This window comes from Tessaracoccus coleopterorum (assembly GCF_011174705.1).
Taxonomy (GTDB): Bacteria; Actinomycetota; Actinomycetes; order Propionibacteriales; family Propionibacteriaceae; genus Arachnia; species Arachnia coleopterorum.
The window spans coordinates 1,001,976-1,027,547 of sequence record NZ_JAANIJ010000001.1 but is presented as its reverse complement, the minus strand read 5'-3'; the positions used below and the strand labels follow the sequence as shown (position 1 = coordinate 1,027,547).

General features: G+C 70.3%; 30 protein-coding genes and 8 pseudogenes. 20 read left to right on the top strand and 18 right to left on the bottom strand.

The genetic code is table 11. From position 1 onward, the window contains the following. Window positions 1-8: 8 nt before the first annotated feature. Window positions 9-545: a rhomboid family intramembrane serine protease gene (locus tag G7085_RS06465; protein WP_408647184.1), complete on the bottom strand. Its 537-nt coding sequence runs from the start codon at window positions 543-545 to the stop codon at window positions 9-11. Between the two features lie 273 nt (window positions 546-818). Here G7085_RS06465 and G7085_RS24635 point away from each other — a divergent pair. From G7085_RS24635 to G7085_RS24625, 3 genes and pseudogenes are all read left to right on the top strand, one after another. Further along, window positions 819-1,127, top strand: a pseudogene (locus tag G7085_RS24635) (DUF255 domain-containing protein); the annotation flags it as partial. Window positions 1,128-1,381: 254 nt separating this feature from the next. Next, complete coding sequence (locus G7085_RS24630) at window positions 1,382-2,437, top strand: thioredoxin domain-containing protein (protein ID WP_231980816.1); 1,056 nt, start codon at window positions 1,382-1,384, stop codon at window positions 2,435-2,437. Continuing rightward, window positions 2,437-2,703 (top strand): hypothetical protein, encoded by a 267-nt coding sequence (locus G7085_RS24625; RefSeq protein WP_231979291.1) that lies wholly within the window; start codon window positions 2,437-2,439, stop codon window positions 2,701-2,703. Before G7085_RS24630 ends, G7085_RS24625 begins: the two co-directional genes overlap by 1 nt. A 3-nt stretch (window positions 2,704-2,706) precedes the next feature. On the opposite strand, the gene G7085_RS06455 is transcribed toward G7085_RS24625, so the two are convergent. The 5 genes from G7085_RS06455 to trhA all read right to left on the bottom strand — a co-directional run bounded on the left by G7085_RS06455 (window position 2,707) and on the right by trhA (window position 7,520). Next, complete coding sequence (locus tag G7085_RS06455) at window positions 2,707-3,060, bottom strand: hypothetical protein (protein ID WP_197510331.1); 354 nt, start codon at window positions 3,058-3,060, stop codon at window positions 2,707-2,709. Window positions 3,061-3,463: 403 nt separating this feature from the next. Further along, complete coding sequence (locus G7085_RS06450; RefSeq protein ID WP_269452059.1) at window positions 3,464-5,029, bottom strand: ROK family protein; 1,566 nt, start codon at window positions 5,027-5,029, stop codon at window positions 3,464-3,466. Between the two features lie 321 nt (window positions 5,030-5,350). Beyond that, window positions 5,351-6,067, bottom strand: a complete 717-nt coding sequence (locus G7085_RS24620) for a PhoH family protein (RefSeq protein ID WP_331715512.1) — start codon at window positions 6,065-6,067, stop codon at window positions 5,351-5,353. Window positions 6,068-6,077: 10 nt separating this feature from the next. Beyond that, entirely contained in the window at window positions 6,078-6,677 is a 600-nt protein-coding gene (locus G7085_RS24615; protein ID WP_331715511.1) for a PIN domain-containing protein, read from the bottom strand. 177 nt (window positions 6,678-6,854) lie between these two features. Beyond that, window positions 6,855-7,520 carry a PAQR family membrane homeostasis protein TrhA gene (gene trhA / locus G7085_RS06435; RefSeq protein WP_197510330.1) on the bottom strand — a complete coding sequence of 222 codons (666 nt, stop codon included), beginning with the start codon at window positions 7,518-7,520 and terminating at the stop codon, window positions 6,855-6,857. 117 nt (window positions 7,521-7,637) lie between these two features. Here trhA and G7085_RS06430 point away from each other — a divergent pair. Together G7085_RS06430 and G7085_RS24610 are read left to right on the top strand one after the other, a co-directional pair. Continuing rightward, window positions 7,638-8,434: pseudogene (locus G7085_RS06430) on the top strand (isoprenyl transferase). A gap of 53 nt (window positions 8,435-8,487) precedes the next feature. After that, a pseudogene (locus tag G7085_RS24610) lies at window positions 8,488-9,012 on the top strand (DUF4245 domain-containing protein); the annotation flags it as partial. A gap of 52 nt (window positions 9,013-9,064) precedes the next feature. On the opposite strand, the gene G7085_RS06425 reads toward G7085_RS24610, so the two are convergent. Further along, window positions 9,065-9,286: an exodeoxyribonuclease VII small subunit gene (locus G7085_RS06425; RefSeq protein WP_197512773.1), complete on the bottom strand. Its 222-nt coding sequence runs from the start codon at window positions 9,284-9,286 to the stop codon at window positions 9,065-9,067. Further along, a pseudogene (xseA, locus tag G7085_RS06420) lies at window positions 9,279-10,501 on the bottom strand (exodeoxyribonuclease VII large subunit). The gene G7085_RS06425 and the pseudogene xseA overlap by 8 nt, the downstream one beginning before the upstream one ends. A gap of 87 nt (window positions 10,502-10,588) precedes the next feature. Here xseA and G7085_RS34320 point away from each other — a divergent pair. The 3 genes and pseudogenes from G7085_RS34320 to G7085_RS32190 form a co-directional block, all read left to right on the top strand. Beyond that, window positions 10,589-10,738: pseudogene (locus G7085_RS34320) on the top strand (HAD family hydrolase); the annotation flags it as partial. 35 nt (window positions 10,739-10,773) lie between these two features. Beyond that, the gene (locus G7085_RS32195; protein ID WP_331715509.1) at window positions 10,774-10,962 is read left to right on the top strand and encodes a hypothetical protein; all 189 of its coding nucleotides are present in this window, start codon (window positions 10,774-10,776) and stop codon (window positions 10,960-10,962) included. A gap of 157 nt (window positions 10,963-11,119) precedes the next feature. Next, window positions 11,120-11,407 carry an HAD-IIB family hydrolase gene (locus G7085_RS32190; protein ID WP_331715508.1) on the top strand — a complete coding sequence of 96 codons (288 nt, stop codon included), beginning with the start codon at window positions 11,120-11,122 and terminating at the stop codon, window positions 11,405-11,407. 58 nt (window positions 11,408-11,465) lie between these two features. On the opposite strand, the gene G7085_RS24600 is transcribed toward G7085_RS32190, so the two are convergent. The 4 genes from G7085_RS24600 to G7085_RS29720 form a co-directional block, all read right to left on the bottom strand. Further along, window positions 11,466-11,714 carry a response regulator transcription factor gene (locus G7085_RS24600; RefSeq protein WP_231979289.1) on the bottom strand — a complete coding sequence of 83 codons (249 nt, stop codon included), beginning with the start codon at window positions 11,712-11,714 and terminating at the stop codon, window positions 11,466-11,468. Then, window positions 11,651-12,205 (bottom strand): response regulator, encoded by a 555-nt coding sequence (locus tag G7085_RS06410; RefSeq protein ID WP_331715507.1) that lies wholly within the window; start codon window positions 12,203-12,205, stop codon window positions 11,651-11,653. The genes G7085_RS24600 and G7085_RS06410 overlap by 64 nt, the downstream gene beginning before the upstream one ends. After that, window positions 12,193-13,017 (bottom strand): HAMP domain-containing histidine kinase, encoded by an 825-nt coding sequence (locus G7085_RS06405; protein ID WP_197510328.1) that lies wholly within the window; start codon window positions 13,015-13,017, stop codon window positions 12,193-12,195. Before G7085_RS06405 ends, G7085_RS06410 begins: the two co-directional genes overlap by 13 nt. A gap of 135 nt (window positions 13,018-13,152) precedes the next feature. After that, complete coding sequence (locus tag G7085_RS29720) at window positions 13,153-13,443, bottom strand: hypothetical protein (protein WP_197513050.1); 291 nt, start codon at window positions 13,441-13,443, stop codon at window positions 13,153-13,155. On the opposite strand from G7085_RS29720, the gene G7085_RS29715 reads away from it, so the two are divergent. Then, window positions 13,400-13,597, top strand: coding sequence for an ATP-binding protein (locus G7085_RS29715; protein ID WP_197510327.1), 198 nt, complete (start codon window positions 13,400-13,402; stop codon window positions 13,595-13,597). The two genes, G7085_RS29720 and G7085_RS29715, sit on opposite strands and share 44 nt — an antisense overlap. A gap of 27 nt (window positions 13,598-13,624) precedes the next feature. Here G7085_RS29715 and G7085_RS06390 read toward each other — a convergent pair whose 3' ends face one another. Continuing rightward, window positions 13,625-13,984, bottom strand: a complete 360-nt coding sequence (locus G7085_RS06390; RefSeq protein ID WP_197510326.1) for a hypothetical protein — start codon at window positions 13,982-13,984, stop codon at window positions 13,625-13,627. Beyond that, window positions 13,942-14,406 carry a hypothetical protein gene (locus G7085_RS06385; RefSeq protein ID WP_197510325.1) on the bottom strand — a complete coding sequence of 155 codons (465 nt, stop codon included), beginning with the start codon at window positions 14,404-14,406 and terminating at the stop codon, window positions 13,942-13,944. Before G7085_RS06385 ends, G7085_RS06390 begins: the two co-directional genes overlap by 43 nt. A gap of 518 nt (window positions 14,407-14,924) precedes the next feature. On the opposite strand from G7085_RS06385, the gene G7085_RS06380 reads away from it, so the two are divergent. The 4 genes and pseudogenes from G7085_RS06380 to G7085_RS06360 all read left to right on the top strand — a co-directional run bounded on the left by G7085_RS06380 (window position 14,925) and on the right by G7085_RS06360 (window position 19,512). Further along, complete coding sequence (locus G7085_RS06380) at window positions 14,925-15,269, top strand: hypothetical protein (RefSeq protein WP_231979288.1); 345 nt, start codon at window positions 14,925-14,927, stop codon at window positions 15,267-15,269. Beyond that, window positions 15,239-17,023 carry a sensor histidine kinase gene (locus tag G7085_RS32185; protein ID WP_456300392.1) on the top strand — a complete coding sequence of 595 codons (1,785 nt, stop codon included), beginning with the start codon at window positions 15,239-15,241 and terminating at the stop codon, window positions 17,021-17,023. Before G7085_RS06380 ends, G7085_RS32185 begins: the two co-directional genes overlap by 31 nt. 634 nt (window positions 17,024-17,657) lie before the next feature. Then, window positions 17,658-18,479, top strand: a pseudogene (locus tag G7085_RS06365) (IS1380 family transposase); the annotation flags it as partial. A 403-nt stretch (window positions 18,480-18,882) separates the two neighbouring features. Beyond that, the gene (locus tag G7085_RS06360; protein WP_197510323.1) at window positions 18,883-19,512 is read left to right on the top strand and encodes a hemerythrin domain-containing protein; all 630 of its coding nucleotides are present in this window, start codon (window positions 18,883-18,885) and stop codon (window positions 19,510-19,512) included. On the opposite strand, the gene G7085_RS06355 is transcribed toward G7085_RS06360, so the two are convergent. The 4 genes from G7085_RS06355 to G7085_RS24585 form a co-directional block, all read right to left on the bottom strand. After that, window positions 19,509-19,841, bottom strand: coding sequence for a DUF559 domain-containing protein (locus G7085_RS06355; protein WP_197510322.1), 333 nt, complete (start codon window positions 19,839-19,841; stop codon window positions 19,509-19,511). The two genes, G7085_RS06360 and G7085_RS06355, sit on opposite strands and share 4 nt — an antisense overlap. A 423-nt stretch (window positions 19,842-20,264) precedes the next feature. After that, entirely contained in the window at window positions 20,265-20,555 is a 291-nt protein-coding gene (locus G7085_RS06350) for a hypothetical protein (protein WP_197510321.1), read from the bottom strand. Between the two features lie 10 nt (window positions 20,556-20,565). Further along, window positions 20,566-21,159, bottom strand: coding sequence for a flavodoxin family protein (locus G7085_RS06345; RefSeq protein WP_197510320.1), 594 nt, complete (start codon window positions 21,157-21,159; stop codon window positions 20,566-20,568). A 310-nt stretch (window positions 21,160-21,469) separates the two neighbouring features. Beyond that, window positions 21,470-21,706, bottom strand: coding sequence for a hypothetical protein (locus tag G7085_RS24585; RefSeq protein WP_231979287.1), 237 nt, complete (start codon window positions 21,704-21,706; stop codon window positions 21,470-21,472). Here G7085_RS24585 and G7085_RS34315 point away from each other — a divergent pair. The 7 genes and pseudogenes from G7085_RS34315 to G7085_RS34310 form a co-directional block, all read left to right on the top strand. After that, a pseudogene (locus G7085_RS34315) lies at window positions 21,669-21,878 on the top strand (META domain-containing protein); the annotation flags it as partial. The gene G7085_RS24585 and the pseudogene G7085_RS34315 overlap by 38 nt on opposite strands. A 77-nt stretch (window positions 21,879-21,955) precedes the next feature. Next, complete coding sequence (locus G7085_RS06335; RefSeq protein WP_197510319.1) at window positions 21,956-22,318, top strand: META domain-containing protein; 363 nt, start codon at window positions 21,956-21,958, stop codon at window positions 22,316-22,318. Window positions 22,319-22,690: 372 nt separating this feature from the next. Next, window positions 22,691-22,933, top strand: a complete 243-nt coding sequence (locus tag G7085_RS06330) for a hypothetical protein (protein ID WP_197510318.1) — start codon at window positions 22,691-22,693, stop codon at window positions 22,931-22,933. Next, window positions 22,870-23,199 carry a M17 family metallopeptidase gene (locus G7085_RS29710; protein WP_197510317.1) on the top strand — a complete coding sequence of 110 codons (330 nt, stop codon included), beginning with the start codon at window positions 22,870-22,872 and terminating at the stop codon, window positions 23,197-23,199. The genes G7085_RS06330 and G7085_RS29710 overlap by 64 nt, the downstream gene beginning before the upstream one ends. Next, window positions 23,187-23,840: a leucyl aminopeptidase family protein gene (locus G7085_RS06320; protein ID WP_197510316.1), complete on the top strand. Its 654-nt coding sequence runs from the start codon at window positions 23,187-23,189 to the stop codon at window positions 23,838-23,840. Before G7085_RS29710 ends, G7085_RS06320 begins: the two co-directional genes overlap by 13 nt. Before the next feature lie 20 nt (window positions 23,841-23,860). Then, window positions 23,861-24,124 (top strand): AbgT family transporter, encoded by a 264-nt coding sequence (locus G7085_RS29705; RefSeq protein WP_197510315.1) that lies wholly within the window; start codon window positions 23,861-23,863, stop codon window positions 24,122-24,124. Between the two features lie 52 nt (window positions 24,125-24,176). After that, window positions 24,177-25,505, top strand: a pseudogene (locus G7085_RS34310) (AbgT family transporter). The last annotated feature ends 67 nt before the right edge of the window (window positions 25,506-25,572 follow it).

The window sequence follows — 25,572 nt, the reverse complement described above, 5'->3', positions numbered from 1 at the left end:
TCTGACGCTCAGTACGACGTCTGCTGCTGCTTCCTCCCGGCACGGCCGCGGTTGCGGCTGTGCAGGAGCCAGGCCGCCAGCACGCCGCCCACGGCGCCGCCGAGGTGCGCCTGCCAGCTGACGCCCACCTGCGTCGGGAACACGCCGAGCAGCACCGAGCCGTAGATGGCGAACACCACCACCGCCAGCAGGATCTGGCCGATCCTGCGCGAGAAGATGCCCCGCACCAGCAGGTACGTGAGGTAGCCGAAGATGACGCCGGATGCGCCCGCTGTGATGGCGCCCACCGGCGCGAGCAGCCATGCGAACAGTCCCGACACGATGGTCGAGACCACCGTCGTGACGACCCATTTTGCCGGGCCGGACAGGTAGGTGACGACACCGAGCACCAGGAACGGAATCGAGTTCGACGCCAGGTGCGCCCAGCCGAAGTGCAGCAGCGGGGCCCAGAGGATGTTGGGCAGATCGCTGGCCTGACGCGGCTCGATGCCGAAGCTGTCGAGCGAGTTCAGGGTCAGCTGATCGAGGAGTTCGAGGCCCCACATCAGAACCACCAACCCGCCGACGACGATCAGCGCCTGCACCAGTAGTGGCCGCTTACCTTGGGTGCTCTTCTCACTCATGCACACCAGTGTGCCTCAGCGTCCCAGAGCCTCGGGCAAGGTCGGATCGACCCGGCCCACTAATGTTGGGCCCATGGTCAACCGCCTCGCCGAATCATCCAGCGACTACCTGCGCCAGCACGCCCACCAGAGCGTCGACTGGTGGGAGTGGTCGCCCTGGCCCTCGCCGCCGCCGCCGAGCGCGACGTCCCGATCATGTTGTCGATCGGGTACGCGTCGTGCCACTGGTGCCACGTGATGAGCCACGAGTCGTTCGACGACCATGAGGTGGCCGCCTACCTCAACGAGCACTTCGTCGCCATCAAGGTCGACCGGCAGCAGCTGCCCGACGTCGATGCCGTGTTCATGACCGCCACCCAGGCGATGAACAACGGCAACGGCGGTTGGCCCATGACGGCGTTCCTCACCCCCGACGGCAGGCCCTTCTTCACAGGCACCTACTTCCCGCCGGAGCCGCAGCCTGGCATGCCCTCGTTCACGCAGGTGCTCGGAGCGATGGCTGACGCCTGGCGGACCCGCCGCGAGAAGATCACCGCCTCGGCCGACTACGTGGTCTCCACCCTCACCCCCGACGCCGCGGAAGCGGAGCCTTCGGCCCCGGACCTGCGGGCAGCGGTCGACGAGGTCGAGAAGGGATTCGACCTGATCCACGGTGGCTTCGGGCAGGCCCCAAGTTCCCTGCCCCGACCCTGCTGGACGCGCTGCTCGTCAAGGGCGATCCGCGCACGCTCGAGCTCGCGCAGCGCAGCCTGGAGTCGATGGCCCGCGGTGGCATCTACGACCAGGTCGGCGGCGGCTTCCACCGCTACGCGGTCGACGCCGGATGGGTCGTGCCCCACTTCGAGAAGATGCTCTACGACAACGCCCTGCTGCTCGGCACCTACGTGCGGGGATGGCGGCGCACGGCCGACCACGACGAGGGCCTGCGCGCGCTGTACGAGCGCACCGCCTACGGCATCGTCGAGTGGCTCGAGCGGGAGATGGTCTCCGAGGAGGGCGCCTTCATCTCCGGCCTCGACGCCGACTCCTGCGACATCCGCGGCGCGGTGCACGAGGGCATCTTCTACCTGTGGAACCCCGAACTGCTCGACGATGCGCTCGGCGCCGAACTGGGCGACTGGGCGGCGGAGACGTTCCACGTCACCCGCGGCGGCACCTTCGAGGACGGCCTCTCCACGCTGCAGCTGCGCGGGAGGCCCGACTTCGCGAAGCTGGAGGAGGTGTGCGCCATCCTCCTCGAGGAGCGGGCCGGCCGCTTCCGCCCGGCCTCCGACAACCTCATCGTCGCCGCCTGGAACGGCTGGGCCATCTCGTCGCTGGTGACGGGCGCCCTGATCTTCAACGAGCCCGGTTGGCTCGAGCTCGCGCTGCGCGCCGCCGGGCACCTCGCGTCGGTGCACGTCGTCGACGGCCGGCTCCGCCGCTCCTCGCGGGAGGGCGTCGCCGATGAGGCCGAGGGCGGGGCCGAGGACTACGGGTCGGTCATCGAGGCCTTCGTCAACGTCGCCTCCGCAACCGGCGACGCCGCCTGGCTCCGTCGCGCCGAGCTGTTGGCCGACCGTGCCGTCGAGGCGTTCGCGCATCCCGACGGCGGCTTCTACGACGCCGTCGACACCGACCTGTTCCTGCGGCCGAGGTCGCTGACCGACCACGCCGCGCCGAGCGGCACGTCGGCCCTGATCGCGGGCCTGCGCGCGGCCGGCCTGCTCGGGGAGCGACCCGACCTCGTCGCCCGCGCCGACGAGGCGGCGGTGACAACCTGGTCGATCGTGGCTGAGGCCCCCGGTTCGCCGGCGCAGCCCTCGCCGATCTGATGATCTCCGACGAGGCCCGCCGCGGGTTGAAGCCCGCGGTCGCCGTCGTGGTGTCGTCCGACCCGTTCAGCGAGCTGTCGCGCGCCGCGTGGCGGCTCGCGCCCGCCGGGTCCGTGGTGCTGACGGCCCCGGAGGGCGCCGACGGCTTCGGGTCGCATCTGGAGGGCCGCGCCGACGGCCTCGCGTACGTGTGCCGGGGCACGGTCTGCTTCGACCCTGTCAGCGGATACGCGGACCTGAAGACGCCGCTCTGGTCGCGGGTCTGAGCCTCAGCGGTCGGCCGCGGCCGTGAGAGGGCCCCGCAACCAGCGCTCCACCTCGGCCTGCGAGCGCAGCCGGACGACGGTCCAGCCCTTCGAGGCGGCCAGCCCCGGGAGCGACCCGCGCTGCGAGTTGCGGTGGGCGACCGACCAGCGCACGATGTGCTCCCTGTCGGTCAGCACCCTCCAGAGCGGGCCCTCGAGGTTGCCGTTCCACATCTCCTCGCGCAGGATGCGACGCCGGACGGTGCGGGCCACGACGCGCGGGAAGTTCGTGCGCCAGTAGGGAAGGTCGAGCCACACCAGCAGCTCCATCCGCTCGGCGATCATCGGACGGGCAAGCCTGTACTGGAACTCCGTCACCCACCTCTCCCGGCGAGGAGCTCGGCCACGTCGGCGAGGAACTCGGGCGCGGGGTCCAACCGGGCCCGTGGTACAGCGAGTCGATCTCGGTGTGCGGCGCCCCGATGATGCCGGCGATCCGTCCCGCAAGGGTCGTCTTCCCGACCCCGGAGACGCCCGCCACCGTGACCCGGGTGGGGTGGAGGGGAGCGGGTCGTCTGCGGTGAGCACCCGTTGAGCCTACGGCGGGAGCGGGCCCGCACGCACTCCTCACCCGGGTCGCCGCGGCGGCCTTGCCCGTACGGGGGGAACCGTCCGCGCATCCGGATCCGGTGCCGTCACACGGGCCACTCCAGGCGCGGCGTGTCGGGCCCGACGTAGGGCTGGTCGGCATACTGGCGCTGCAGCCTCGCAAGCTCCTCCTTCAGCTCGGCCCGGACCGCCGCGTCGTCCCACGCGGGTCGCTCCCGTTCAGAAGCGGAAGCAGTGAGCGCGAATCGACGGCTGGCGACGCGTCGAGGCCACACCAGTCGAGGATCGTCGCGGTGCAGTCGAGCAGGCTGACGAACTCGTCGCGGACCTGGCTCGGCGCGCCCGGGACCCGGACGATGCCCGCCGTGCGGTAGATGTCCTCGTACATGGCGGGCCCCTTGTCGTGGAGCCGGTGTGAGCCGGTGAACTCGCCGTGGTCGAAGCTGAAGAACACGGAGGTCGAGTCGGCGAGGCCGAGTTCGTCGAGCGCCGCGAGCACCAGGCCGATCTGCCGGTCGATCAGGGTGACGTAGCCGCTGTAGACGGCGATCAGCTTGCGGGAGTCCGCCTCGCTCATCGTGTCGAACGACCACAGCTTCGAGTAGTTGCGTTGCACCGGGGGCTTGGCCGCCAACGTCTCCGCCACCGATCTCGGAAGCTCGATCTCCTCCGGATCGAACATGTCGAAGTAGCGGTCGGGCACCACGTAGGGCAGGTGCGGGCCGAAGTAGTGCAGCGCGAGGAAGAACGGCCTGCCGGTCTCCTGGTTCTCCGCGGCGTAGCGGCGGAGCAGTTCGATGGTGCGCTCCGCGAGGTAGGCCTCGAACGTGGCCTCCTCGTCTTGGTGCAGCCGCGCGGCGAGCAGGTTGCCCGGCTCACCGTTGGGGAGCGTGCCCCTGATCCGGTCGCTGATGGCGTAACCGGGCAGGCCGCGCTCCTCAAGCCAGGCCAGGTAGTCGGGGTGATCCACAGGATTGTGCCAGCCCTCGAGGTGCGCACCGCCGAAGCCGTATGCGTCGCGCTCCCTGGCCGTAGCGGTCGCAGCGGCAGTGGATGGCGCTCGCGCTGTGATCGACGGTGACGTGGCCCATCTCGCCCGCCTGCTGGTGGGCCCCGCGCGCGACTCCCCCGAGCAGACGATGGCGCCGCCGATGCCGGCCGACAGCCGGAGATAGATGACGTTCTGGAGTGGGGTCTCGCGGCCGACGGAGGCCTCGGCGAGCGCGGCGAGCCGGAGGTGGTGGTCCACGCTGACCGGAACGCCGAAGTCCTGTCCGAAGAGTTCCTTGATGCGCGCGCTGACCATGTGGAACGGCTCGTCGCGCACCGCGTTGGGCAGACCGGAGTCCCACGTGGGGGAGTTCGGCCCCGGCAGGCCGATCGAGATGCTGTTGAGGGAGGCGAAGTGGATCTCGTCGGTTGCGAGGCCCGCACCAGGTTCACGCCCCCCTGGCAGCGCTACTCCCAGCCGTCGCCGCGGTCGTAGGTCGCCGACGAGCGGGCCACCACCTGCCCGGTCGAGTTGGCCAGCGTCGCGAGCACCCGGGTGTGGGGAAGTCCACGCCGATGAACCGGACGGCGCCGGGTGGGCGCACAGCACCTCAGCCGGGCGGCCGCGTCCACCGCCCCGCTGGAACTGGGAGACCACGACCGCGCCCTCGTCCTGTAGCTCGCTGAGCACCTCGGAGATGGTCGAGCGGGTGATGCCGAGGGCGCTGGCGATCTGGCCGCGGGTCAGGTAGCGCCGGAGCGGAGCAGCCCGAGGACCGCCACCCGGTGCTGCTCCCTGGCAGTCATCGTTGAGTCCATGACGGGTACTAAATCCGCATCGGATTCTTCCGTCAAGAACTCGACAAAATAGTTGCCTGGTTGCAACTCATTCGTGACCGGCGGGGTACTTTTGTGCCGCGGCGACGCAAAACCCGGGGCGGAAGGGCTTGTGGGCGCTGGTCTCCGCCGTCGTGTCGCGACAGACCCGCTCACGGCCGGAGTTCGGCCGTGCGGCGCGACGGATGTGGCAGATCCGTCGCGCCGGATGGTCGTCCCCGTCGCGACCGGGTCAGAGCTCCTCCAGAAGCTCTGTGACAAGGGCGGCGATCGGTGAACGTTCGGAGCGGGTCAGCGTCACGTGGGCGAAGAGCGGGTTGCCCTTCAGCTTCTCCACGACGGCGACCACGCCATCGTGGCGTCCGACCCGGAGGTTGTCGCGCTGGGCGACGTCGTGGGTGAGGACGACCCGCGAGTTCTGACCGATCCGCGAGAGCACCGTCAGCAGGACGTTGCGCTCGAGCGACTGCGCCTCGTCCACGATCACGAACGCGTCGTGCAGCGATCTGCCGCGGATGTGGGTCAGGGGAGCACCTCGATCATCTCCTGCGCGAGCAGCTCGTCGATCACGAACCTGTTCGTGACCGCCGACAGGGTGTCGAAGACCGCCTCGCCCACGGCTGCATCTTCTCTGTCGAGGAGCCGGGGAGATACCCGAGGTCCTGCCCCCGACCGGGTAGAGCGGGCGGAACACCATCACCTTGGAGAAGCGACGCTGCTCCATCGTCGCCTCGAGGCCCGCGCACAGGGCGAGCGCCGACTTGCCGGTGCCCGCCCGGCCGCCGAGCGAGACGATCCCCACCGACTCGTCCATCAGGATGTCGAGCGCCACGCGCTGTTCGGCGGACCTTCCCCGGATGCCGAACACCTCGCGTTCCTGCCGGACCAGATGGACGCGGCCGTCGGCGCGCACCCTGCCGAGCGCGCTCGAGCCCGGCGCGTGCGCCACGACCCCGAGTTCACCGGAAGGTCGATGTCGAGGGCGGTGGAACCCTCCTCGTACAGCCGCGCGACATCCCGGGGCCGACGTTGAGCTCCGCCATGCCGGTGTAGCCGGTGTGCGGCGGCATCTCGTTGCGGTACTCGTCGGCGGCCAGCCCCACCGCCGCGGCCTTCACACGCAGGGGGAGGTCCTTGGAGACCAGCACGACGTCGTGGCCCTCGTTGGCGTAGTTGAGCGCCACGGCGAGGATGCGGGTGTCGTTGTCGCCCAGCCGGAACCCCGGCGGCAGCGACTCCTGGCCGCTGTGGTTCAGCTCGACGCGCAGGTTGCCGCCCTCGCCGTTGATCGCGATGGGGGTGTCGAGGCGTCCGTGCGTGGCCCGGAGATCATCGAGGTGGCGGAGCGCCGCCCGTGCGAAGTAGCCGAGCTCGGGATGGTGGCGTTTCGCCTCGAGCTCGGTGATCACGACGATCGGGAGGATCACGTTGTGCTCCGCGAACCGCAGCATGGCCCGTGGGTCGGAGAGGAGGACGGAGGTGTCGAGCACGTACGTGCGGATCGCCGTGTCGGGCGTGGAGATGCGTTCGCCCGTGAGTTGGTCGGAGTGGTTGAGCACTGCTTCTCCCTTCGCGGGGCGGTGCTCTCACCGTCCCGAGACTGTGGGTCAGGGGACCGGTGTGGCTGAGATGGAGCCTCTCTCCATGCCAGCGACTCTAGGTGGGGCGGTGCGCCGCGGGCGGGAATTACACGATTGTCATTTTCCGTTCATCCCCGCCCGCGTGGCACGACAACCTCAGGCCGCCCCGAAGACGGCGATGCCGATGGCCACCATGTGCAGGATGGCCGCGATGATGGTGCAGGAGTGGAACACCTCGTGGAACCCGAACCAGGTCAGCGACAGCCGCGGCCTCTTGGTGGCGTAGGCGACCGCGCCAAGCGAGTAGACCAGGCCGCCCGCGAGCAGCAGGATGACCACGGCCGGGCCGCCGGTGACCCAGAACTGGCTCAGCCAGCCGAGCGCGGCCCAGCCCATCGCCACGTAGAGCAGCGTGTAGAGCCAGCGGGGTGCGCCCAGCCAGGCGATCCTGAAGCCGACTCCGAGCGCGGCGATGGACCAGATCAGGATGAGCAGCGTCCACTGGGACGCGCCCTGCAGGAGCGTGAGTGTCAGCGGGGTGTAGCTGCCCGCGATGAAGACGAAGATGTTGGAATGGTCGATGCGGCGGAAGAGGGCGAGCGTCTTCGGTGACCACGTGCCGCGATGGTACGCCGCGCTGGTGCCGAAGAGTTGGACGGCGGTCAGCGTGTAGACGCCGCTGCCGATCCTGCCCTCGAGGGTCGGCGCGAAAATGGTGAACACGATGCCCGCGATCAGGATGACCGGTGCCATCCCGAGGTGGAGCCAGCCGCGCAGCTTCGGCTTCAGCGGCAGATCGGCGGGTGATTCAAGGGTGGGCATGGTGCCCCGTCCATGTGGAGAGTAGCGGTCATCCTGGATACCTACGCTTCCGTAACTTACGCAACCGTAGGTTAGTCGGTTGGACACGGGAAACCAAGCCCACGCTACGCTGCTTCCATGTCCTGGTGGAGTCGGTTGGTCGAGCGGCACTGGCCGCCGCGCTGGCTCTACACAACCTACGAGCAGAGCGTGCTCGGCGGACTCGACAAGGACAGCCTCCCACGCCACGTCGCGGTGCTCGCCGACGGAAACCGCAGGTGGGCCAGGCTCAATGCCCCGGACAGCCGCTCGTGGCCGGCTACCGGGCCGGCGCCGCCCGCCTCATGGAGTTCGTCGAATGGTGCGACGACGCCGAGCTCCAGGTCGTGACCTTGTGGGTCCTGAGCACCGACAACCTGAACCGGTCCGATGACGACGAGCTGTTGCCGCTGCTGGATGTGATCGACCAGCTGGTCACAGACCTCGCCTCCACCCGTCGGTGGCGTGTCCAGGCCGTCGGTGCGCTCGAGTTGCTCCCCCGACCATGACCGAGTCGCTCCAGAGGGCCTCCGAATCGACGGCCGAGGTGTCGGGGATGCACGTCAACGTCGCGATCGCCTACGGGGCCGGCAGGAGTTGCGAGACGCCGTCCGATCGCTCCTCGCGGCCCGCGCCGCCGAGGGTGCCACCCTCGAGAAGGTGGCTGGCACGCTGGAGATCGAGCAGATCTCGGAGCACCTCTACACGAAGGGGCAGCCCGACCCGGATCTCATCATCCGCACATCGGGGAGCAGCGGCTCTCCGGGTTCCTGCTCTGGCAGTCCGCGCACAGCGAGTTCTACTTCTGCGAGGCGCTCTGGCCGGACTTCCGTCGCGTGGACTTCGTCCGCGCGCTGCGTTCCTACGCGCAGCGGGAGCGACGCTTCGGCCGCTGACGCCCGAACCGCGGGTTTTCCGATGCGTTGGGGCCGCCGATACGATAGCGGCCATGGCAGCACGAAACACCAGGGCCCGGGGCCGCGACATGGTCATCTCGCTTGCGGTGATCCTCGTGCCCGTCCTCCTGATCGTGCTGTTCTTCACCGACTCCCCGGATGACCGGCCCGAGGCCGTCGACATCGCGCCGGTGCTGACCCGGGCGCAGGCCGAATCGGCCTACCCCCTGCTCGTGGCGGAGGGGCTGGACCCGGCGTGGACGCCCGCGCGCGTCGCGTTCTCCGCCGACGGCGACGCCTGGATCGACTCCCGGCCCGCGGTCGGTGACTCGTGGCAGGTCGGCTACCTTTCGCCCGACGGCATCTACTTCGGGGTGCAGCAGCGCAACAGGTCGGCCACGGCCTTCATCGCCGAGGTCACCCGCGACGGCGTCGCGATGGGCGGACAGGTGGAGGCGGCGGGCCTCACGTGGGAGCGCTTCGAGAGCCAGGACGGCCGCACCCACAGCCTCGTCAGCGAGGGGAGCGACTCGACGGCCGTCGTCACCGCGGACACCGACTTCATCGAGTTGGAGGCCTTCGTCTCGACCCTGACGCAGGTCGCCCCGACGCCTGACGGGGCGGCCACCGTCAGGGCTGTTCCGTGGCCCCGTCGTCCGCCGTGGCGCGCGACCGCGCCACCTGCTCCTTCGCCCCGTCAAGGAAGCGCTGGCAGATCTCCGCGAGCTTCTCGCCCCGCTGCCACAGCGTCATCGAGTCGGCCAGGGGCGCGCCACCCGACTCCAGTTGCGCCACGACGGCCATCAGTTCCTCGCGGGCCTGCTCGTAGGTGGGTTCCTGCTGATCAGCCATGCTGCTCCTTCGCGTTGGTCCCGACGACGTCGAGGGTGAGCTCGCCGTCGGCGAGATAGGCGTGGATCCGCTCCCCGGCCGCGGTGTCGGCGACGCTCGAGACGGACCCGTGGTCCGCTCCGACGAGCACCGCGTAACCCGCTCGAGCGTGCGCTTGGGGATAGGGCCCGGACCGAGGTGACGGCCGCCCGGAGGTCTGCCTCCTCGGACCGCAGGATGCGGTCGATCCCGCCCGCCAGGCGGTGCCGCAGCAGGTCGAGTCGCTCGAAGTGGGCCGCGAACGCCGACGTGGGATCGACCATCACCGGTCGGTTTCTGAGCGTGCTGACGGTGTGCTGCTCGCGGGAGATGAGGGCGTCGATGGCCCTCGCGAGCCGGTCGGATGCCTGCCGAAGCCCCGCCTGCTCGACGGCGTGGTCGGGAACGACCCGCTTCGCCGCGTCGGTGGGCGTCGAGGCGCGCATGTCGGCCACCAGGTCGACCAGCGGGAAGTCGCGCTCGTGGCCGATGGCCGTCACAACGGGGGTTGCCGCGGCCGCGACGGCGCGGACCAGCCCCTCGTCGGAGAACGGGAGCAGGTCCTCAAGCGAGCCGCCGCCGCGGGCGAGGATGATGACGTCGACCTCTGGGTCGGCGTCGAGCCGGGCGAGGGCGGTCATCACCGATCCGGCCGAGTTGGTCCCCTGCACGAGGGCGTGCGCAACCCGGAACCGGGCTGCGGGCCACCGCCGGCTGACCGTGGTGAGCACGTCCCGCTCGGCGTCCGAGTCGCGGCCGGTGACGAGCCCGATGGTCCGCGGTAGCAGCGGCAGCCTCCGCTTGCGGTACTCGTCGAACAGCCCCTCCGCCTGCAGCTTCCGCTTCAGCTGCTCCAGCTGCGCCAGCAGCCTGCCCTCGCCCGCCAGGTGGAGCTCGAGACACTCGAAGGACAGCTGCGTGGTGCGGTCGAACACCCGCGGACGCACCCGCGCTGTCACGCGGGAGCCCTCCGGCAGTGGCCCGCGGCGTCGAGCACCATGGGTGAGGCGGTGACCTGGGCGGACATGTTGGCCATCCGGTCACGGAACGTCATGAACTGGGTGGCCCGGGGCGGCGCTTGATCTCCACCACCTGCGCATCCACCCAGATCTCGCCGCAACGGCCGACCCAGTCCCGGACCGCGCCGATGACGCGCCCCAGCTGCTGGGGCTGCTCCCGCGACGAGTCCAAGGCCATGCGCGACAGCCTATTGCCCGCCACCGACGAGGGCCCGTGACGCGCCCACGAATGGGGTCCCCGCGCCCAGAGGGTTAGGGTTCGGGTGTGATCCGGCTCATCGCTACCGACCTCGACGGCACCCTCATCAACTCCTCGCAGCGGGTCTCCGACCGCACCCTGCGCGCGCTGACCGCGGCCAGGGACGCGGGCATCCTCGTGGTGCCCACCTCGGGACGGCAGCCGTTCTCCATCGCCGAGGTGCTGGCAGGCACGTGGCTGGCCGAGGGACGGTGGTCGGCGCCAACGGCGCGGTCGGCTACGAGCTCGGCACCGGTGAGGTGCTGTTCGAGGACCTGCTCGATGTCGAGGCCCAGACGCGGCTGTTCCACGCGTTGCGCGAGCTGTACCCGTCGGTGGCGTGCGTCTCTGTGCGCGACGCGGGTGCCACGTTCTGCCCGAGCCCGGCTACGTCGGGATGATGGATCCGGGAGACCATGGGCGCGGCGAGGAGATGCGCCATTACCCCCTCGAGGAGGTGCTCGGCGCGCCCTCGGTGAAGCTGGTGATCCGCGGGATCGACGTCGGGCCCGAGCAGCTGCGGGCCGCGGCCGAGCGGCTCGGCCTCCCGGGGTCGCGGTGTCGACGTCGGGTGCCCCGTTCCTCGAGGTGGCGGCGGGCGGCGTCAACAAGGCGACCGGCCTGGAGAAGCTGTGCGGCAGGCTCGGGATCGACAGGTCCGAGGTCATCGCGTTCGGCGACAACAACAACGACGTCGAGATGCTCGGGTGGGTGGGCCACGGCGTGGCCATGGGAAACGCGCTTCCCGAGGTGGCGGGCCTCGCCGACGAGGTGACGCTCAGCAACGACGAGGACGGCGTCGCGCTCGTGGTGGAACGCCTGGCCGCCGCGGGGTGGGCCCGCTAGCCGGCGACCAGGTACTCCTCGTGGGTCAGCCGGTGTCGCGGGCGTGGTCGGTCATCGCTCACGTCGAGCCTTCCGATCGCGGCCGGATCAACGGCAACATGGCGGCATGATCAGCGTCCAGCAGCTCGGGACCTTCCGTGCTTTCAGGTGGCGAACCAGTCGCCGAACTGGTAATCAGACCAGGGCGGCTGACACGCGGTTTGTCGACGCCGAGCTTGGTGAGGATGTGCGACAGGTGGGCCTTCACCGACGCCAGGGACACGTGCAGGCGCGTCCCGATCTGGGCGTTGGTGAGGCCCTGTGCCATGAGCACCGCCACCTCGCGTTCGCGCTCGGTGAGCAGGGCGAGCGGTGGACGCCGCTTGCGCGGCCGCCGGCGCGGCGTCCGTCACCGCCGCGATCTCTCGTCACTTCGGGCGACAGCATGTGCTCGCCGGCGTGGACGCGCCCGATGGCCTCGACGAGCCGGGCAGGCTCGGCGTCCTTCAGCAGGAACCCCTCGGCGCCCAGCCGCAGCGCGCGCACCACGTCGTCGGTGTTGAAGGTGGTCAACACAATCACCGCAGGATGCCGCGGGCGCGACCCAAGCGCCTCGAGGGTCGCGAGCCCGTCCATGCCGGGCGAGCGGATGTCGAGCAGCACCACGTCGTCGTCGGTGTCCAGCCGGGCGAGTGCCTCGGCGCCGTCGACAGCCTGCCGAGCCACCTCAATGTCGGCCTCGCCGCCGAGGATGAACGTCAACCCTGTGCGGACCATCGCATCATCGTCGACGATGCCCAGCCTGATCAGAGTCTCCACCCGCCGGGCCGTGGCCTCGACCACGAATTCTCGCGCGTGGACGCCGTGACATACCGAGCCGCCCACGAGCTCGACCGGCTCGTCGCCGCCCACGATCCCCAGCCCGGCTCCCGACCGGTCAGGGGCGGCGAGGTCGGCCAGCGGGTTGCTGGCGCGCAGGGTGACGGCCGCGGGGTGACGTCGAGGGTTAGCGTCACCGGAACCCGGGGCGTGCTTGCGTGCGTTGCACCGGATGGCACCGAGACTGCGACATCCGGATCTGCCGCGATGATGATGGAGACTCTTGTGATCAAGTAGCTCGTCGGCTTGCCCCACCATCGCCAAGACGCGAGTATGACCGCCGCGGTCGTGAGTAGCCACCAGAGTTCGTCCATCCCAGGCGGATCGGCCCACGGGCCGAAGTAGAACATCATGCCCATAACTGCTGCCGTGACGATCGCCGCCAGGTCCGGGTACACGGAAGCCTCCGGTGGACAACGCCATCGACGCCGGTCCACCTCGTGGTCCACCAGCCACCCGGAGAGCTCGTCCTCGCGGTCGGCCAGGTTGGTCCACACCTGGTTGAGCTCACCGGCCATGGCCTCGATCGGAGGCAGGCCGAATGCATACCGCTTCTGGACCTGTATGCGGTCGCCCAGCTTGTGCGCCAGCATCACCAGGGTGCTGTCGAGACCCTCGACGAGGTCGGTGGTCTGCAGGGAGGCGCGGTCCATCTGGGAGTAGGACCGGACGGCGGCGACGAGGGTGGAGATGCGCCGGGTCGCCTCCTTGACCTCGCGCAGCAGTGCCGCGTTGGCGAGGGAGGCGCCCACCCACTCCATCGCGGGGCCGAGGCGGCACCGGGAAGGCCCCGGGCGACCTCCTCGCACCACTCGACATCCGCCCGGCGGCCGCCAGCGCCGGCGCGATCTCCCAGTCGCAGGGCGATGGCCGTGGGCGCCGGCTCGTCACCGCTGTCGCTGACGCGCAGCCTCCGCCGGTCTCGCGCACGAGCTCAACAACCCGGCGTCTGCGGCGACGCGCGCGGAGGACACCCTCCAGAGCACCTCCACCGCCCTGCTCGTCGCGCTGTCCCACCTCGCCGCGACCGGCATCTCCCCGGAGCAGTTCACCGTCCTCAACGACCTCCCCGACACCCCAGGGTTCCGGGGCCCTCCATGGGTCGTCGTCGAGATCAGCGACACCGGCCACGGGATGCCGACGGAGATCAGCGCGCACGCCTTCGAGCCGTTCTTCACGACCAAGGAGGTGGGGAAGGGAACCGGGCTGGGGCTGGACATCTCGCGCCGGATCGTCGTCGGACGCCACTCCGGCGAGATCACCATCGAGTCCGGACCCGAGGGCACCCTGGTGCGGGTACGTCTGCCCACCCGCCACGCCGGTGAGACCTGAGCCGCCGGGGCGGGCGAGGGGCCTGCTTCAGGGCGTCGCGTCCTCGCGCGGCAACGGCGGGGCGTCCCACTCGTCGTCGCTCATCCGCAGCACGGCGAGTGCGACGATCGCGAAGCCCAGCGTCGTCGCACCCCAGCCGCCGATGACGTCGAGTGCCCGGCTGGGGACGACGACGGCGGAGATGACGTGCACCGGCTGGGCCACGATGATGAGGGCGCCGACCCACCAGTGCACGAGCCCGGATCGGATGACAGCGATCCCGAGCAGGACGAGCCCGAGCAGGTGCCCGAGGACGAAGGCGAGGATGCCGACGAGACCGGTGGGGTGGTCCATGACGAGAGTCGTCACATCGACGGTGCTCGCCTCGTCGTAGCCGGCCCGCAGCATCGCCTCGGCGACGACGTCGCTGGCGCCGACCATGGCCCGAGCGCGTATGCGGTGAAGAGCACCCCTGAGCCGAGCGTCGCCAGCACGGGCACCCGCCGACGCAGGGCGAAGCCGAGCGCGAGCGCGCCGAGCAGCATGAACGGGTACCCGAACAGGGCGAGCCAGTTGAGCGCGGCGATCCCGCCGAGGTCGTCGGCGATCGCGGCGACCCCGGCCTCCGGCGACTCATCGGTCCAGTACGGCATCACCCACCGCATGAAGGTCACCGCAAGCGGCCCGAGCGGGATGACGACCGCGGCGAGGATGCGCCAGGTCCGGCGCATATCCCGCCGCGTCGACACGGGCACCGCGGCCGGCGCATCGGGTGACACAGCGGCCGCCCTGGACGAGGGAGAGGGAGCGGGAGCGAGGGTCTCGGACATGTCGGTCTCCTATGACTGTGAACGCGTCGATCCGGCGTCGAGCGGATCTCGAGCCGAGTCCCAGCCTGTCGATACGTGACTGCGAAAGCCTCGTGGCGCATACCGAATGAGTCGCCCGGGCGACCACCGACGCCGGTCTGCATGCCCGCACGGATGACACGGCCGCCGCCGCGGCCCTAGCGTGTGCTCTGTGCCCTGGCCCAAACGCGTGACGGTGGCCCTGTGGGCCGCCACAGCGGTGCTGCTCGTCCTCTCGATCTGGGCGACGATGGACCTCGGGGGCCGGGCCGACGCCGCGATCACCGCGCTGTCGTGGGTCGTCGTCGCGGCGCCCCTGACGGCCGGCTACCTCGCGATCCGCCACGACCCGGGCAACTGGGTCGGCACCTGGCTCACCTCCGCCGGCACGGGGGATCGCCCTCATCAACGCGCACGGCACCTGGCAGGACGCCCTCGCCGCCGAGCCGAGCGCGCTGCCCGCGAGCCCGCTCCTCTGGGTCCTCACCCAGGGCGTGTGGATGGCGTGGTTCGTGCCGTATGCGATGGTCGTCGTCCTCTTCCCCGACGGCCGGCCCTGGGGTCGGCTCGGGCGGGCGAGCGCAGTCGCGCTGCTCGTGATCCCGGTGCTCTTCAACCTGCTCACCGCGGTCATCCCCGGCCCCCTCATGCCGCCGCTCGATGACTGGCCCCGGCCGCTCGGCACCCACGCCGTCGGCTACGTCTCGCTCGGACTGCTGCCGATCTTCCTCGCCGTCCTCATCGGGGCGGGGTCTCACTCTGGCGACGGCACGCCGCGGCCTCCGACCCTCGGGCCCGCGCCCAGCTGCGGTGGATGCTGCTCGCCGCGGGGCTGCTGCCCGTGACGCTCGTGCTGTGCTGGGTCGGCTATCTCGTCACCGGCGGGCCCGAGCCGGTCGTCGTCGGTCTCGTCGCGTTCAACGTCGCGATGCCGGCGGCGACGTTCGTCGCGATCCTGCGCCACGACCTCTATGACGTCGACCGGGCGATCGTGCTCGCCGGGGTGTACTCGATCCTCACCGTCGGCGTCCTCGTCGGGTATGCGACGGTGTCCGCCGTCCTCGGCCGCACCCTCGGCGCGGACTCGGTCACCGCCGCCGTCGTCGCGACCGTCGTGGTGATGCTCGCCCTCCTGCCGGCCCGCTCGTTCCTGCTCCGGGTTCTCGGGCGGCGGCTGCACCCGCGCCGGGCCGCGGGCCTGGACGCCGTCGCAGCGCTGGCCGAGCGGGTGGGCGCCGGGCGCGACGAGCCGGAGCGGCTCGATGAGGTGCTGCGCGAGGCGCTCCGGGACGACGGCCTGCGGGTGGGCTACCGGCGGCCCGGTGCCACCGCATACCTCGACGTCGCGGGCCGCCCGGTCGAGGAGGCGGGCGGTCAGCCGATCCGTTCTGGTGGACACGATGTCGGGGTCGTCTTGCCCGGGCCGCGGTGTGCGGTCGTGCCGAGTGAGATCCTCACGGCCAGTGGGCTGCTCGCCGATCAGGTCCGGCTGCGGCAGGAGCTCGCCGAGGCGCTCGTCGAGGTCGAGGCGACCCGGGAGCGACTGCTGGAGGCGGGGTACGAGGAGCGGCGGCGGCTCGAGACCGACCTGCACGACGGTGCCCAGCAGCGGCTCGTCTCGCTCGGCATGCGTCTGCGGGTGGCCCAGCGGCATGCCGCCTCGGGGGCGCCGGTCGACCTCGACGCCCTCGTCGACAGCGCCGTCACCGAGATCGCGGACGCGGTGGGCGAACTGCGCGCGATCGCCCACGGCCTGCGGCCGAGCTCTCTCGACGATGGGCTGCCGGCGGCGCTGGACAACCTCACCCGCTCCAGTGCACTGCCCGTCGAGGTGTCGTACTCGGCCAACGGCATCCCCGACCACGTCAGCCTCACTGCGTACTACGTCGCCAGCGAGGGCGTCGCGAACGCCGTCAAGCACGCCGGCGCGTCCCGGATCGCGATCGACGTGCGACACGAGGACGAGGAGCTGCGGGTCGTGGTGCGCGACGACGGGGCCGGCGGGGCGCGGCTCGTGCCAGGGTCGGGCCTGGCCCGGCTGCGGGACCGCGTGCACGCCCACGGCGGGTCGCTCGCGGTGAGCAGCCCACTCGCACAGGGCACGGCGATCGAGGCGGCCATCCCTCCGGAGCACTGGGGGACGTCAACGTCAGCGCGGCGTGCGGATCGTGATCGGCGAGGACTCCGCCCTGTTCCGCGAGGGGTTGTCGGCGCTGCTGGGCGAGCTCGGGCACGAGGTGGTCGCCACGGCCGCCGACGCGCCGGGCGCGCTAGCCGCCATCCTCGAGCACCGGCCCGACGTCGCGGTGCTCGACGTTCGGATGCCCCCGAACCACGCGCACGACGGGGCCGAGGTCGCGGCCGAGGTGCGCCGGCGCACCCCCGAGGTGGGGTACTCCTGCTGTCCCAGCACGTCGAGACCCGGCTCTCGGTCGAGCTCGTCGCGACCGGCCGGTTCGGATACCTGCTCAAGGACCGGGTGCTCGACGTCGACGAGTTCGTGGACGCGCTGACCCGGGTCGCCGCCGGCGGGTCGGCGCTCGACCCCGAGGTCGTCGCGCGGCTGCTCGCGGGGGCCGCGACTCCCTTTCCGCGCTGACGCCGCGCGAGCTCGAGGTGCTCGCGCTCATGGCCGAGGGCCTGGCCAACCCGGGCATCGCGGCTCGGCTCGTCCTCGCCGAGCGCACCATGGAGTCCCACGTCGGCAGCATCCTCGCCAAGCTCGGTCTCAGCGAGGGCGGCCCTTCGGAGCACCGCCGAGTGCGAGCCGTCCTCGCCTATCTCGAGGTGCGGCACGGCGGTCGGGCTGAAGGGTGCCGGAGCGGGCGGGTCCAGGGTGGTCAGCACGGAGGGGCCAGGCCCGCAACGCGGACCCGGCCCCTCGTGCCAGTGCTACGAGCAGAGCGTCAGCGCTTGCCCTTGCTCTTGCCCTTGCCCTTGCCGGTGACTGCCAGACGGAAGTCGTAGTAGGCGTCGAGGACGGTGAGGTCCCCGGTCGGCATGTTGGAGATCACCGTGGTGAGGTCCTCCTTGTTGCCATTGGCGCACTTCGTGTCGAAGCCGCCGTGTGTGGTTCCCCGAAATCGTGGAGGGTTCCTTATCCCGGATCCACCGATGGGGTTGAGGTTGTAGCGGGTTGCGTGCGGGTCGGAGCATGAGAAGTCCCTTGTGGTGCAGGAGAATCGAAGTTCTTGAGGCTTCCGTTCGACCTGACCACAAGGGACATCTCGTAGGTGCAACTCTCTCATACACCGGCAGCGGCATCAGCGGTCTTCGATGACCCGAACCTGATCGGGTCGGCCGGGCTGATCCCAGTCCTGCGGCTGGCCGAAACGGCGGGCCTGGGAGGGTTGGCCGATGCGCGGCTGAGCGTGCCCACGGACAAGGGCGCCAACGCCGGCGCCAAGGTCACCGCCCTGGTGGCGGGGATGGTCGCCGGCGCCGACAGCATCGAGGACATGGCGCTGTTGCGGCACGGTGGGATGGGTCGGGTCTTCGACCGCTGCTACGCCCCAAGCACGCTGGGATCGTTCCTGCGCGCCTTCACGTTCGGGCACGTGCGTCAGTTCGATGCGGTCGCCTCGAGGTTCCTGACCGGGTTGGCCGCGGCCACGCCACTGACCTCGGGCGTCGGGGAGGTGGCGGTGGTCGACATCGACGACACCGTCGTCGAGGTCCACGGCTACGCCAAGCAGGGCGCCGGGTTCGGCTACACCAAGGTCCGCGGCCTGAACGCTCTGATCGCGACCGTCTCTACCGAGTCGTGCGCTCCGGTGATCGTCGCGCAACGGTTGCGGAAGGGCTCGGCCAACTCCGCCCGCGGTGCGGGGCGGCTGGTCCGTGATGCGTTGAAGACGACTCGTACCCTCGCCAGAGACGAGAGCAAGACAGGCGGCAGGGTGCTGGTGCGGGCGGACTCGGCGTACTACGGGCATCCCGTCATCGGGGCCGCGGTCAAGGCCGGGGCGGAGGTCTCGGTCACCGTCCGCCTCGACACCCGCGTCAAGGCCGCCATCAGCGGCATCGCCGAGGACGCGTGGACCACCATCGAGTACCCCGGGCCGTCTGTACGGCACGCCGATCGAGTACCGGACGTGGTTCCAGGTGGCGGTGCACGACATCGGCTGACCCCGGGCAGGCTCTTTTGTAGCCCGGCGCACCCTCCCCCGGGCCACCGCCGCGCGCGCGAACAGCGCGATTCCGCCGCCCATTGCCCGCCAACACCGTGGTTCCCACAATGTCCCGCAGGGGTGCCGTCGCGCCCGGGACGGAGGGGAACCATGACCGACTTCTACCGCGCAGCCCCGGGCGAGACCGCCCGCCGATCCCCGACGGGCCAACGCTCTGCAACGGGACCGCCGAGATGCGCGTGGTGCACAACGCGTTCCTGTACGGGTACACGGACGCGCCGGCGCTGATCCGCTCCACCCCGCGTGGGACTCGCGACGTTCCGAGTTCGTGGGCCACTACATCGCCGAGATCGACGCCACCCTGCACACGCATCACGAGTCCGAGGACGAGCTCCTGTGGGACCGGCTGGAGAAGCGTGCTCCGGGGTGTGCGCTGCACGTGGGGCAGATGAGGGCGCACCATGCGGAGGTGTCGCGGCTTCTCGCGAAGGCGGCGCCGCTGCTCACCGCCTGGCGGGCGAGCGCCGACCCGAAGTACGGAGCGGAGCTCGCCGACGCCTACGAGGAACTGCTGAGCGTGCTCAAGGTCCACCTCCGCCGCGAGGTCGTCGAGGTGGTGCCCGTGGCCGAGAAGGTGATCACGGCCGAGGAGTGGAAGCACCTCGGCGACCACTCGATGGATGCCATCCCGAAGTCGCGGCTCCTTGTCCAGTTGGGCATGATGCTGGCTGCCTCGCCTGGGGAGTCGCGGCAGATGTTCGACGAGCTGCCGATGCCGATCAGGTTCATGTATCGCCTCGTCGGTAGGCGCCAGTTCGAGCGCCAGTTCCGCGAGCTCTTCCCTGGCCGCCCCGTCCCCAGACGTAGCGTCTCAGCGGGTACCGGTGCGCGTGCCGGGGAGGCTTGGGCGCTAATTGTCACGGTGAGTGCCGTACTCGACACTCAGCATGACATTTAGTCCGTCGGGCATCGTCGGCAGTGCGCGACGGTGCCGGCCCGTCCCCGCGACCTCAGCGCCGTCGCCACTTGCGCAGCCACCGCACACGGCTGTCCCACCACGGCGTTCCAGCCGTAGCGGAGAGTGAGAGCGCCGTCGTCGAGGACCCGCTCGTTGTCGCGCAGCATGTCCTTCGACCAGTCGGTGTGGTCACGTGCCCCGTCGAGCTCGATCACGAGGCGCTCGGTCTCGTACCTCACGTCCATGCGCGTCGACGCGTCCACCACCTGCCGCTCGCCGGGTGGCAGACGATGTCGCACGAGGACCTCCTGGTTGAATCGCCACTCCAAGGCGCTCTCGATCCCCTCGCCTGCCTGGGTGCACAGCTCCGTCAGAACCGCGGAATGGCGCGTTCGCCCCGGGACTGCAGTTCCAAGAGGACACGCTCTGGATGGGTCTTTCCTGGGCGAGGGCCCGAGCCGTCGCAGCGACAGCCGCATTCTCCGTCGCCCGACCAGCCAGGTCGATCAGCGATCGCTCGACGGTGGTGCGCGGCGGGCTACCCATGGACTTGGGCTGCCCGCGTCGAAACGTCACCGTCCACTGGCCGACGGCGAAGTCACGCCTCCTGGAGGGTGCCCAGACCACCAGGTTGGAGGGCTCGTCGCGCACAAGCTTGTGCAGGAACGCGGCCGCGTCGGCGCCCAGGGCCGCCGTCGGTCCGCCGCGCAACAGTCCCGCCCAGGCCGCCGTCATCCACGTAGGTGTGGTGGTCACGAGGACCCCGGCGACGGCTGCTCCCATTGCGTGGCCATCCGCCGGACCACGCTGGCCGTCAGGCCGCCGCCGAGGAACTGGTGCGTGGAGATCGCGCCGGACTGGGCCTGGACGATGGCCTCGAGTCCGGGGGCGAGGGACTGCCTGGGATGCACATTCCCGAGGTTGTCAGCCGGACCGCGGGGCGCAAGCCTTGCGGGGGAGGCCGACAACACCTGGGCGAAGACGGACAACACCGCGGACAGGGCGCGACTCGAAGATCGCCCGACCCACGGCGCCTGCCTCAAGCCCTAATTGTCACTCTGAGTGCCGTACTCGACACTCAGAGTGACAATTAGCCCGAGTGACACTCAGCCCGATCGTCGGCGGAGCTGCCAGCGGCGGGTAGGTGGCCGGGCTACAGCGCCGCGCGCAGGGACGCGCCCACCGTCGGGCACGGTCCAGCTCGCCGTCCTTGAGCGGGCCGTACTTGCCCTGAACGATGAACCCCTCCGGCTTGGCCACCCTCCGGTAGCCCTTCTCCTCGAGTTCCTTCGCGATGGTGGGCGCGCCTTTGCCGAAGGGACCGCGGACCTCGGTGTCGAAGGAGGCGAACCCGGCCGTGCCGGAGGGCAGCGCGTCCAGCCAGTCGCGGATCGACGGCCCGCTGAGGTCAGGTGCGGGGGCGCCCGGCTCGGGGTGCTCGGCGATGTCGTGCCGCGTCCGCTCCGAGGAGAGGTGGAAGGCGAACACCGGCCCGCCCGCCACGATCAGGTCCGCCCCGGCCAGTTCGTCGGCACCGGCGTCCTTGGTGGGCAGTGCGACGGCGCCCTCCCCGATCCCCTCCGCCACGGCCCGCGCGACGGCCGCGGTGTTTCCCCACAGTGATTCGTAGACAACAACGGCCTTCATCGCCCGTCCTTCCAGGTGCCGCCAAGCCTACGCGCGCCGCCCCTGCGCCGCCGTCGGAGCGCGCACGAATGACAGGCCCAAGTGCGGCTCGACGTCACCCAAGGCGCCGGCGGCCCACTGCAACGGCGTGTCGTGCCGGGGTAGGGGGCGCGAGGAAGGGGGTCGGGAGGGAAGGGGGCGGGCTGTGGTGCGCGCGCAGGGGTCCGTGTCGTGGGGAGGGTCGGGCTGTGGTGAGCGAAGGGGGGGTCGGGTTGTGGGGAGGCGGGTGGGTGACCCGGGATGCCGCGTTGCGCCGGCAAGGAGGCGCGGACTACCCAGTTCGGGTGATGTCCAGGGCCGGATCGGGGAAACGATGGTTAGGCCGACCACGAAGGAGAACATCAATGGCGAAGGCACTCTGGACGACGGCGGTGGTGGCGATGTCGCTGCTGCTCGCCTCGTGCGCATCCGCGACCCCTGCCGCCCCACCTCGTCGGGGGACCTCGTGGGCGTCACCTGGCTGCTGGAGGATCTCGCCGGCGAGGCCCCGTGGACGGTTCCCGGTCACGGTCCACTTCGCGGACGACGGCGCCCTCTTCGGCTCGGGCGGCTGCAACCGATTCTCGGGCACCTACGAGATCGACGGAGGCACCCTCACCGTCGGGGACGCGCTGCCGTCCACGATGATGGCCTGCGCAGACGACGTGATGGCACTCGAGACCGCCTTCTTCACGGCGCTGACCGACGCGCGCGGATTCGCCGTCGACGGCGAGGAACTCACCCTCAGTGACGAGGGAGGGCCGCGCTCGGCACCTTCATGGCGCAGTCGCAGGAGTTGGCCGGCACCACGTGGGCCATCACCTCCTACAACGACGGCTCGGCGGCGGTCAGCCCGCTGGCCGACACGGAGACCAAGCTCACCTTCGCCGACGACGGCACCCTGTCCGGCACCGGCGGGTGCAACCGCCTCCTCGGCTCCTACACCGCGGGCGACGGCGAGATCTCGTTCGGCACCATCGCCACCACCCAGATGGCCTGCATGTCGCCCGAGGGCCTCATGGAGCAGGAGGCCGCCATCGTGGCCGCCCTGGAGAGCGCCGCGACGTACAGCATCGAGGGCGACACGCTTGACATGCGCACCGCCGAGGACGCCATCGCAGTCCAGTTCACCCGCGCCTGACGGCGCACCCAGACACCAACCCAGCCGCGACACAGAAGGATCCCACATGACCCACGCCGCCCCTACCCCCCGTTCTCCCTCCCACCCGTGAGCTGGCGGTCACCGTCGGCGAGCTGCCCGACGGCATCGACGCGACCGCTCACATCGTCTTCTCCGGCGAGCAGCCCCGGCCGCCAGCGGCATCTCGGCCGAGCGCGCCGCCTCGCTCGGCTTCGACGCCGCCGTCGGCAAGACCCTGGTGCTCGTCGGCGCCGAGGGGCCGCTCACGGTGCTCGTGGGTGGCGGGGACCGGGAGAAGGCGGACACCACGGTCCTGCGCGACGTGGTGTCGCACTTCGCCCGCGCCGTCCCGGCCAGGACCGGCTCGCCGTCGTGCTTCCGCAGACCTCCACGAGCGTGGCGGACACGGTGGTGGCGGCCATTGAGGGAGCCGCGCTGGCCCGCTACGTGTACCGCATCGGCGAAGACGGACCCGACGCGAAGCTCAGCGCGTTGGCGCTGGTCTGCGACGAGGGGCGGTCGCGGAGGCCGAGGCCGCCGTCGCCCGCGGATTGCTGCTGGTCAAGGCCACCAAGCTCGCCCGCGACCTCGCCGGCACCCCCGGCGGCATGCTGACCGCCACCAAGCTCGGAGAGATCGCCCTCGAGATGGGCCCCGACGCCGGCCTCGAGGTGCAGGTCTTCGGCGAGGAGGAACTCGTCGAGCTCGGCTGCGGCGGCCTGCTCGGCATCAACCTCGGCAGCGTCGAGCCGCCGGCCATGATCAAGCTGGTCTACCGCCCAGAGGGTGAGCCCACCGGCAAGCTGGCGCTCGTCGGCAAGGGCATCATGTACGACGCGGGTGGTCTGGCCCTCAAGCCCGGGACGAGGTGCACGCCGTGATGAAGAACGACATGGCCGGCGCCGGTGCCATCCTCGCCGCCATGACGGTGCTGAAGGACCTCGGCTGCCAGGCTCAGGTCACCGGCTACCTGATGTGCACCGACAACATGCCGTCGGGCTCCGCGCTGCGGCTGGGCGACATCGTCGTCATGCGCGGCGGCAAGACGGTCGAGGTGATCAACACCGACGCCGAGGGCCGCATGGTCATGGGTGACGCCCTGGTGCTCGCCACCGAGGAGCCCGTGGACGCCATCGTCGACATCGCCACCCTCACCGGCGCGGCGCTGCGCACCCTCGGCACCGACATCGCTGCCGTGCTGGGCAACGACGAGGCCCTCATGAGCCAGGTCAAGGCCTCCGCCGAGCGGGTCGACGAGCCGGTCTGGGAGCTGCCACTGGCCAACCGCTACCGGCCCGAGTTGGACTCCACGCTCGCCGACCTGCGCAACATGGGCGGCGCGAACGCCGGCACCATCACCGCCGCGCTGTTCCTGCAGGAGTTCGTCGCCGGCAAGCCGTGGGTGCACATCGACATCGCCGGCACCGCGCAGTCCTGGACCGCAAGCAAGTGGCGCAACAAGGGCACCACCGGCTTCGGCACGCGTCTGCTGATCGACCTGGCCCTGAACTTCAAGGCCTGACGGAAGGAGTGGGGGGCAAGATGACCGCGAAGCCAGTGGAGGACATGGAGTCGGCACCCGGAGGGTTGCTCGGTGCGGTGGAACGCATCGGCAACAAGGTGCCGCACCCGGTGCTCATGTTCGGGTACCTGATCCTGCTCGTCATCGTGCTGTCGTGGGGGTTGAGCCTCGCGGGCGTGAGCGTTACCGAGCAGGTGGCCGTGCCCATCGCCGAGGGCGCCCCCGATTACGACTACTACGAGGACACCACCCAGCCCGGCTTGCGCCCGGCACGCCCCCTATGACGAGGACTGGACCATCGTCGAGGAGACCATTCCCATCAAGAGCCTGCTCTCGGTGGAGGGCATCCGGTTCATCTTCTCCTCTTTCGTGAGCAACTTCGCCGGGTTCGGCGTCGTCGCGGTGACGTTCATCGCCATGATGGGCGCAGGCGTCGCGGAGGAGTCCGGGCTCCTGGGGTCACTGATCCGCAAGCTGGTGGGCGCCGCCCGAAGTGGGCCCTGACGTTCATCCTCATCCTGGTGGGTGTGGTGTCGTCGGTGGCCTCGGACGCCGGGTACCTCATCCTCATCCCGTTGGCGGCGGCGGCGTTCGCCAGCGTCGGTAGACATCCCCTGGCGGGCTTGGCCTCGGGGTTCGCGGGTGTCGCGGCCATCTTCATGGTCAACATCTCGTTGACTCCCACCGATGCGATGATCACGGAGATCGCGAACGAGTCACTCGCGCTGGCAGGCGGCGAACCCATCACCATCGTGGCCAATTATTACTTCATGGTGGCGTCGTCCCTTGTCATGGCCATGGTGGCCGCGGTCATCACCGAGAAGATCGTCGAGCCGAGGCTGGGGCCCTGGACGCCCGAGCCTGGGGCAGTCGTCCACTCCGACGCGGGCGACATCCCGGCGGACGCGGACAAGCGCGGCAGCCGGTTCGCCCTCATCGGATTCCTGATCGTGATGGCCATCGTGTCCCTGGCCACGTTCCTGCCCGGCGCCCCCTGCGGGACCCCGAGACCGGAAACATCATCGGCAACACGCCGTTCATGGACAGCCTGCTGTTCATCATCATGCTGGCCTTCCTCGTCTCCGGCGTGGCCTACGGGCGGGCGCAGGCACCATCAAGGGCAGCTCGGACGTGATCAAGGCCATCACCAAGACGTTCGCCGGCCTCGGTGGCATGGTGCTGATGCTGCTGATGATCAGCCAGTTCATCGCCTACTTCAACTGGACCAACCTGCCGCGCGTCATCGCCGGCTCGCTGGCGGAGCTGCTGGAGCAGGCCAACATCGGCGCCATCCCGCTGCTCATCGGGTTCGTGCTGGTGATCGTGCTGCTGGACTTCATCATGCCCGGGGCGCTGCCCAAGTGGGCCATCTTCGCGCCCATCTTCGTGCCGCTCTTCATGCGTCTCGGTGTGGCCCCGCAGACCCTGCTCGCGGCTTACCGCGTCGCGGATTCGCCCGTCAACGCACTCACGCCGCTCATGGTCTACCTGCCCTTCATCGTCACCATCGCCCAGCGCTACACGAAGAAGGCCGGCATCGGGACGGTGGTGGCGCTCATGCTGCCCTACTCCGTGATCCTGCTGGTGGTGTGGACCGTCATGTTCATCGCATGGTTCGCGTTGGGCATCCCGCTCGGGCCGGGCTACCCGCCGAGCGTCCCGTGACCGGCACCCGGGAGGCGTCCCTCATTCCCTCCCATGTCTCGACGGGAAGCCTCCGGGTGCGTCCACT

Excerpts from the sequence above, each read along its gene's own strand:
- G7085_RS06385 (WP_197510325.1), bottom strand. The coding sequence starts at position 14,406 with ATGTCCGAGACCCTCGCTCCCGCTCCCTCTCCCTCGTCCAGGGCGGCC.
- G7085_RS06425 (WP_197512773.1), bottom strand. The coding sequence starts at position 9,286 with ATGGCTGATCAGCAGGAACCCACCTACGAGCAGGCCCGCGAGGAACTG.
- G7085_RS24600 (WP_231979289.1), bottom strand. The coding sequence starts at position 11,714 with ATGGCACAGGGCCTCACCAACGCCCAGATCGGGACGCGCCTGCACGTG.
- G7085_RS32185 (WP_456300392.1), top strand. The coding sequence starts at position 15,239 with ATGCTGCTCGCCGCGGGGCTGCTGCCCGTGACGCTCGTGCTGTGCTGG.
- G7085_RS06335 (WP_197510319.1), top strand. The coding sequence starts at position 21,956 with ATGGCGCAGTCGCAGGAGTTGGCCGGCACCACGTGGGCCATCACCTCC.
- G7085_RS29715 (WP_197510327.1), top strand. The coding sequence starts at position 13,400 with ATGCCGACGGAGATCAGCGCGCACGCCTTCGAGCCGTTCTTCACGACC.
- G7085_RS24630 (WP_231980816.1), top strand. The coding sequence starts at position 1,382 with ATGGCCCGCGGTGGCATCTACGACCAGGTCGGCGGCGGCTTCCACCGC.
- G7085_RS29705 (WP_197510315.1), top strand. The coding sequence starts at position 23,861 with ATGACCGCGAAGCCAGTGGAGGACATGGAGTCGGCACCCGGAGGGTTG.
- trhA (WP_197510330.1), bottom strand. The coding sequence starts at position 7,520 with ATGCCCACCCTTGAATCACCCGCCGATCTGCCGCTGAAGCCGAAGCTG.
- G7085_RS06380 (WP_231979288.1), top strand. The coding sequence starts at position 14,925 with ATGGCGTGGTTCGTGCCGTATGCGATGGTCGTCGTCCTCTTCCCCGAC.
- G7085_RS06465 (WP_408647184.1), bottom strand. The coding sequence starts at position 545 with ATGTGGGGCCTCGAACTCCTCGATCAGCTGACCCTGAACTCGCTCGAC.
- G7085_RS06390 (WP_197510326.1), bottom strand. The coding sequence starts at position 13,984 with ATGCTGCGGGCCGGCTACGACGAGGCGAGCACCGTCGATGTGACGACT.
- G7085_RS24625 (WP_231979291.1), top strand. The coding sequence starts at position 2,437 with ATGATCTCCGACGAGGCCCGCCGCGGGTTGAAGCCCGCGGTCGCCGTC.
- G7085_RS06345 (WP_197510320.1), bottom strand. The coding sequence starts at position 21,159 with ATGAAGGCCGTTGTTGTCTACGAATCACTGTGGGGAAACACCGCGGCC.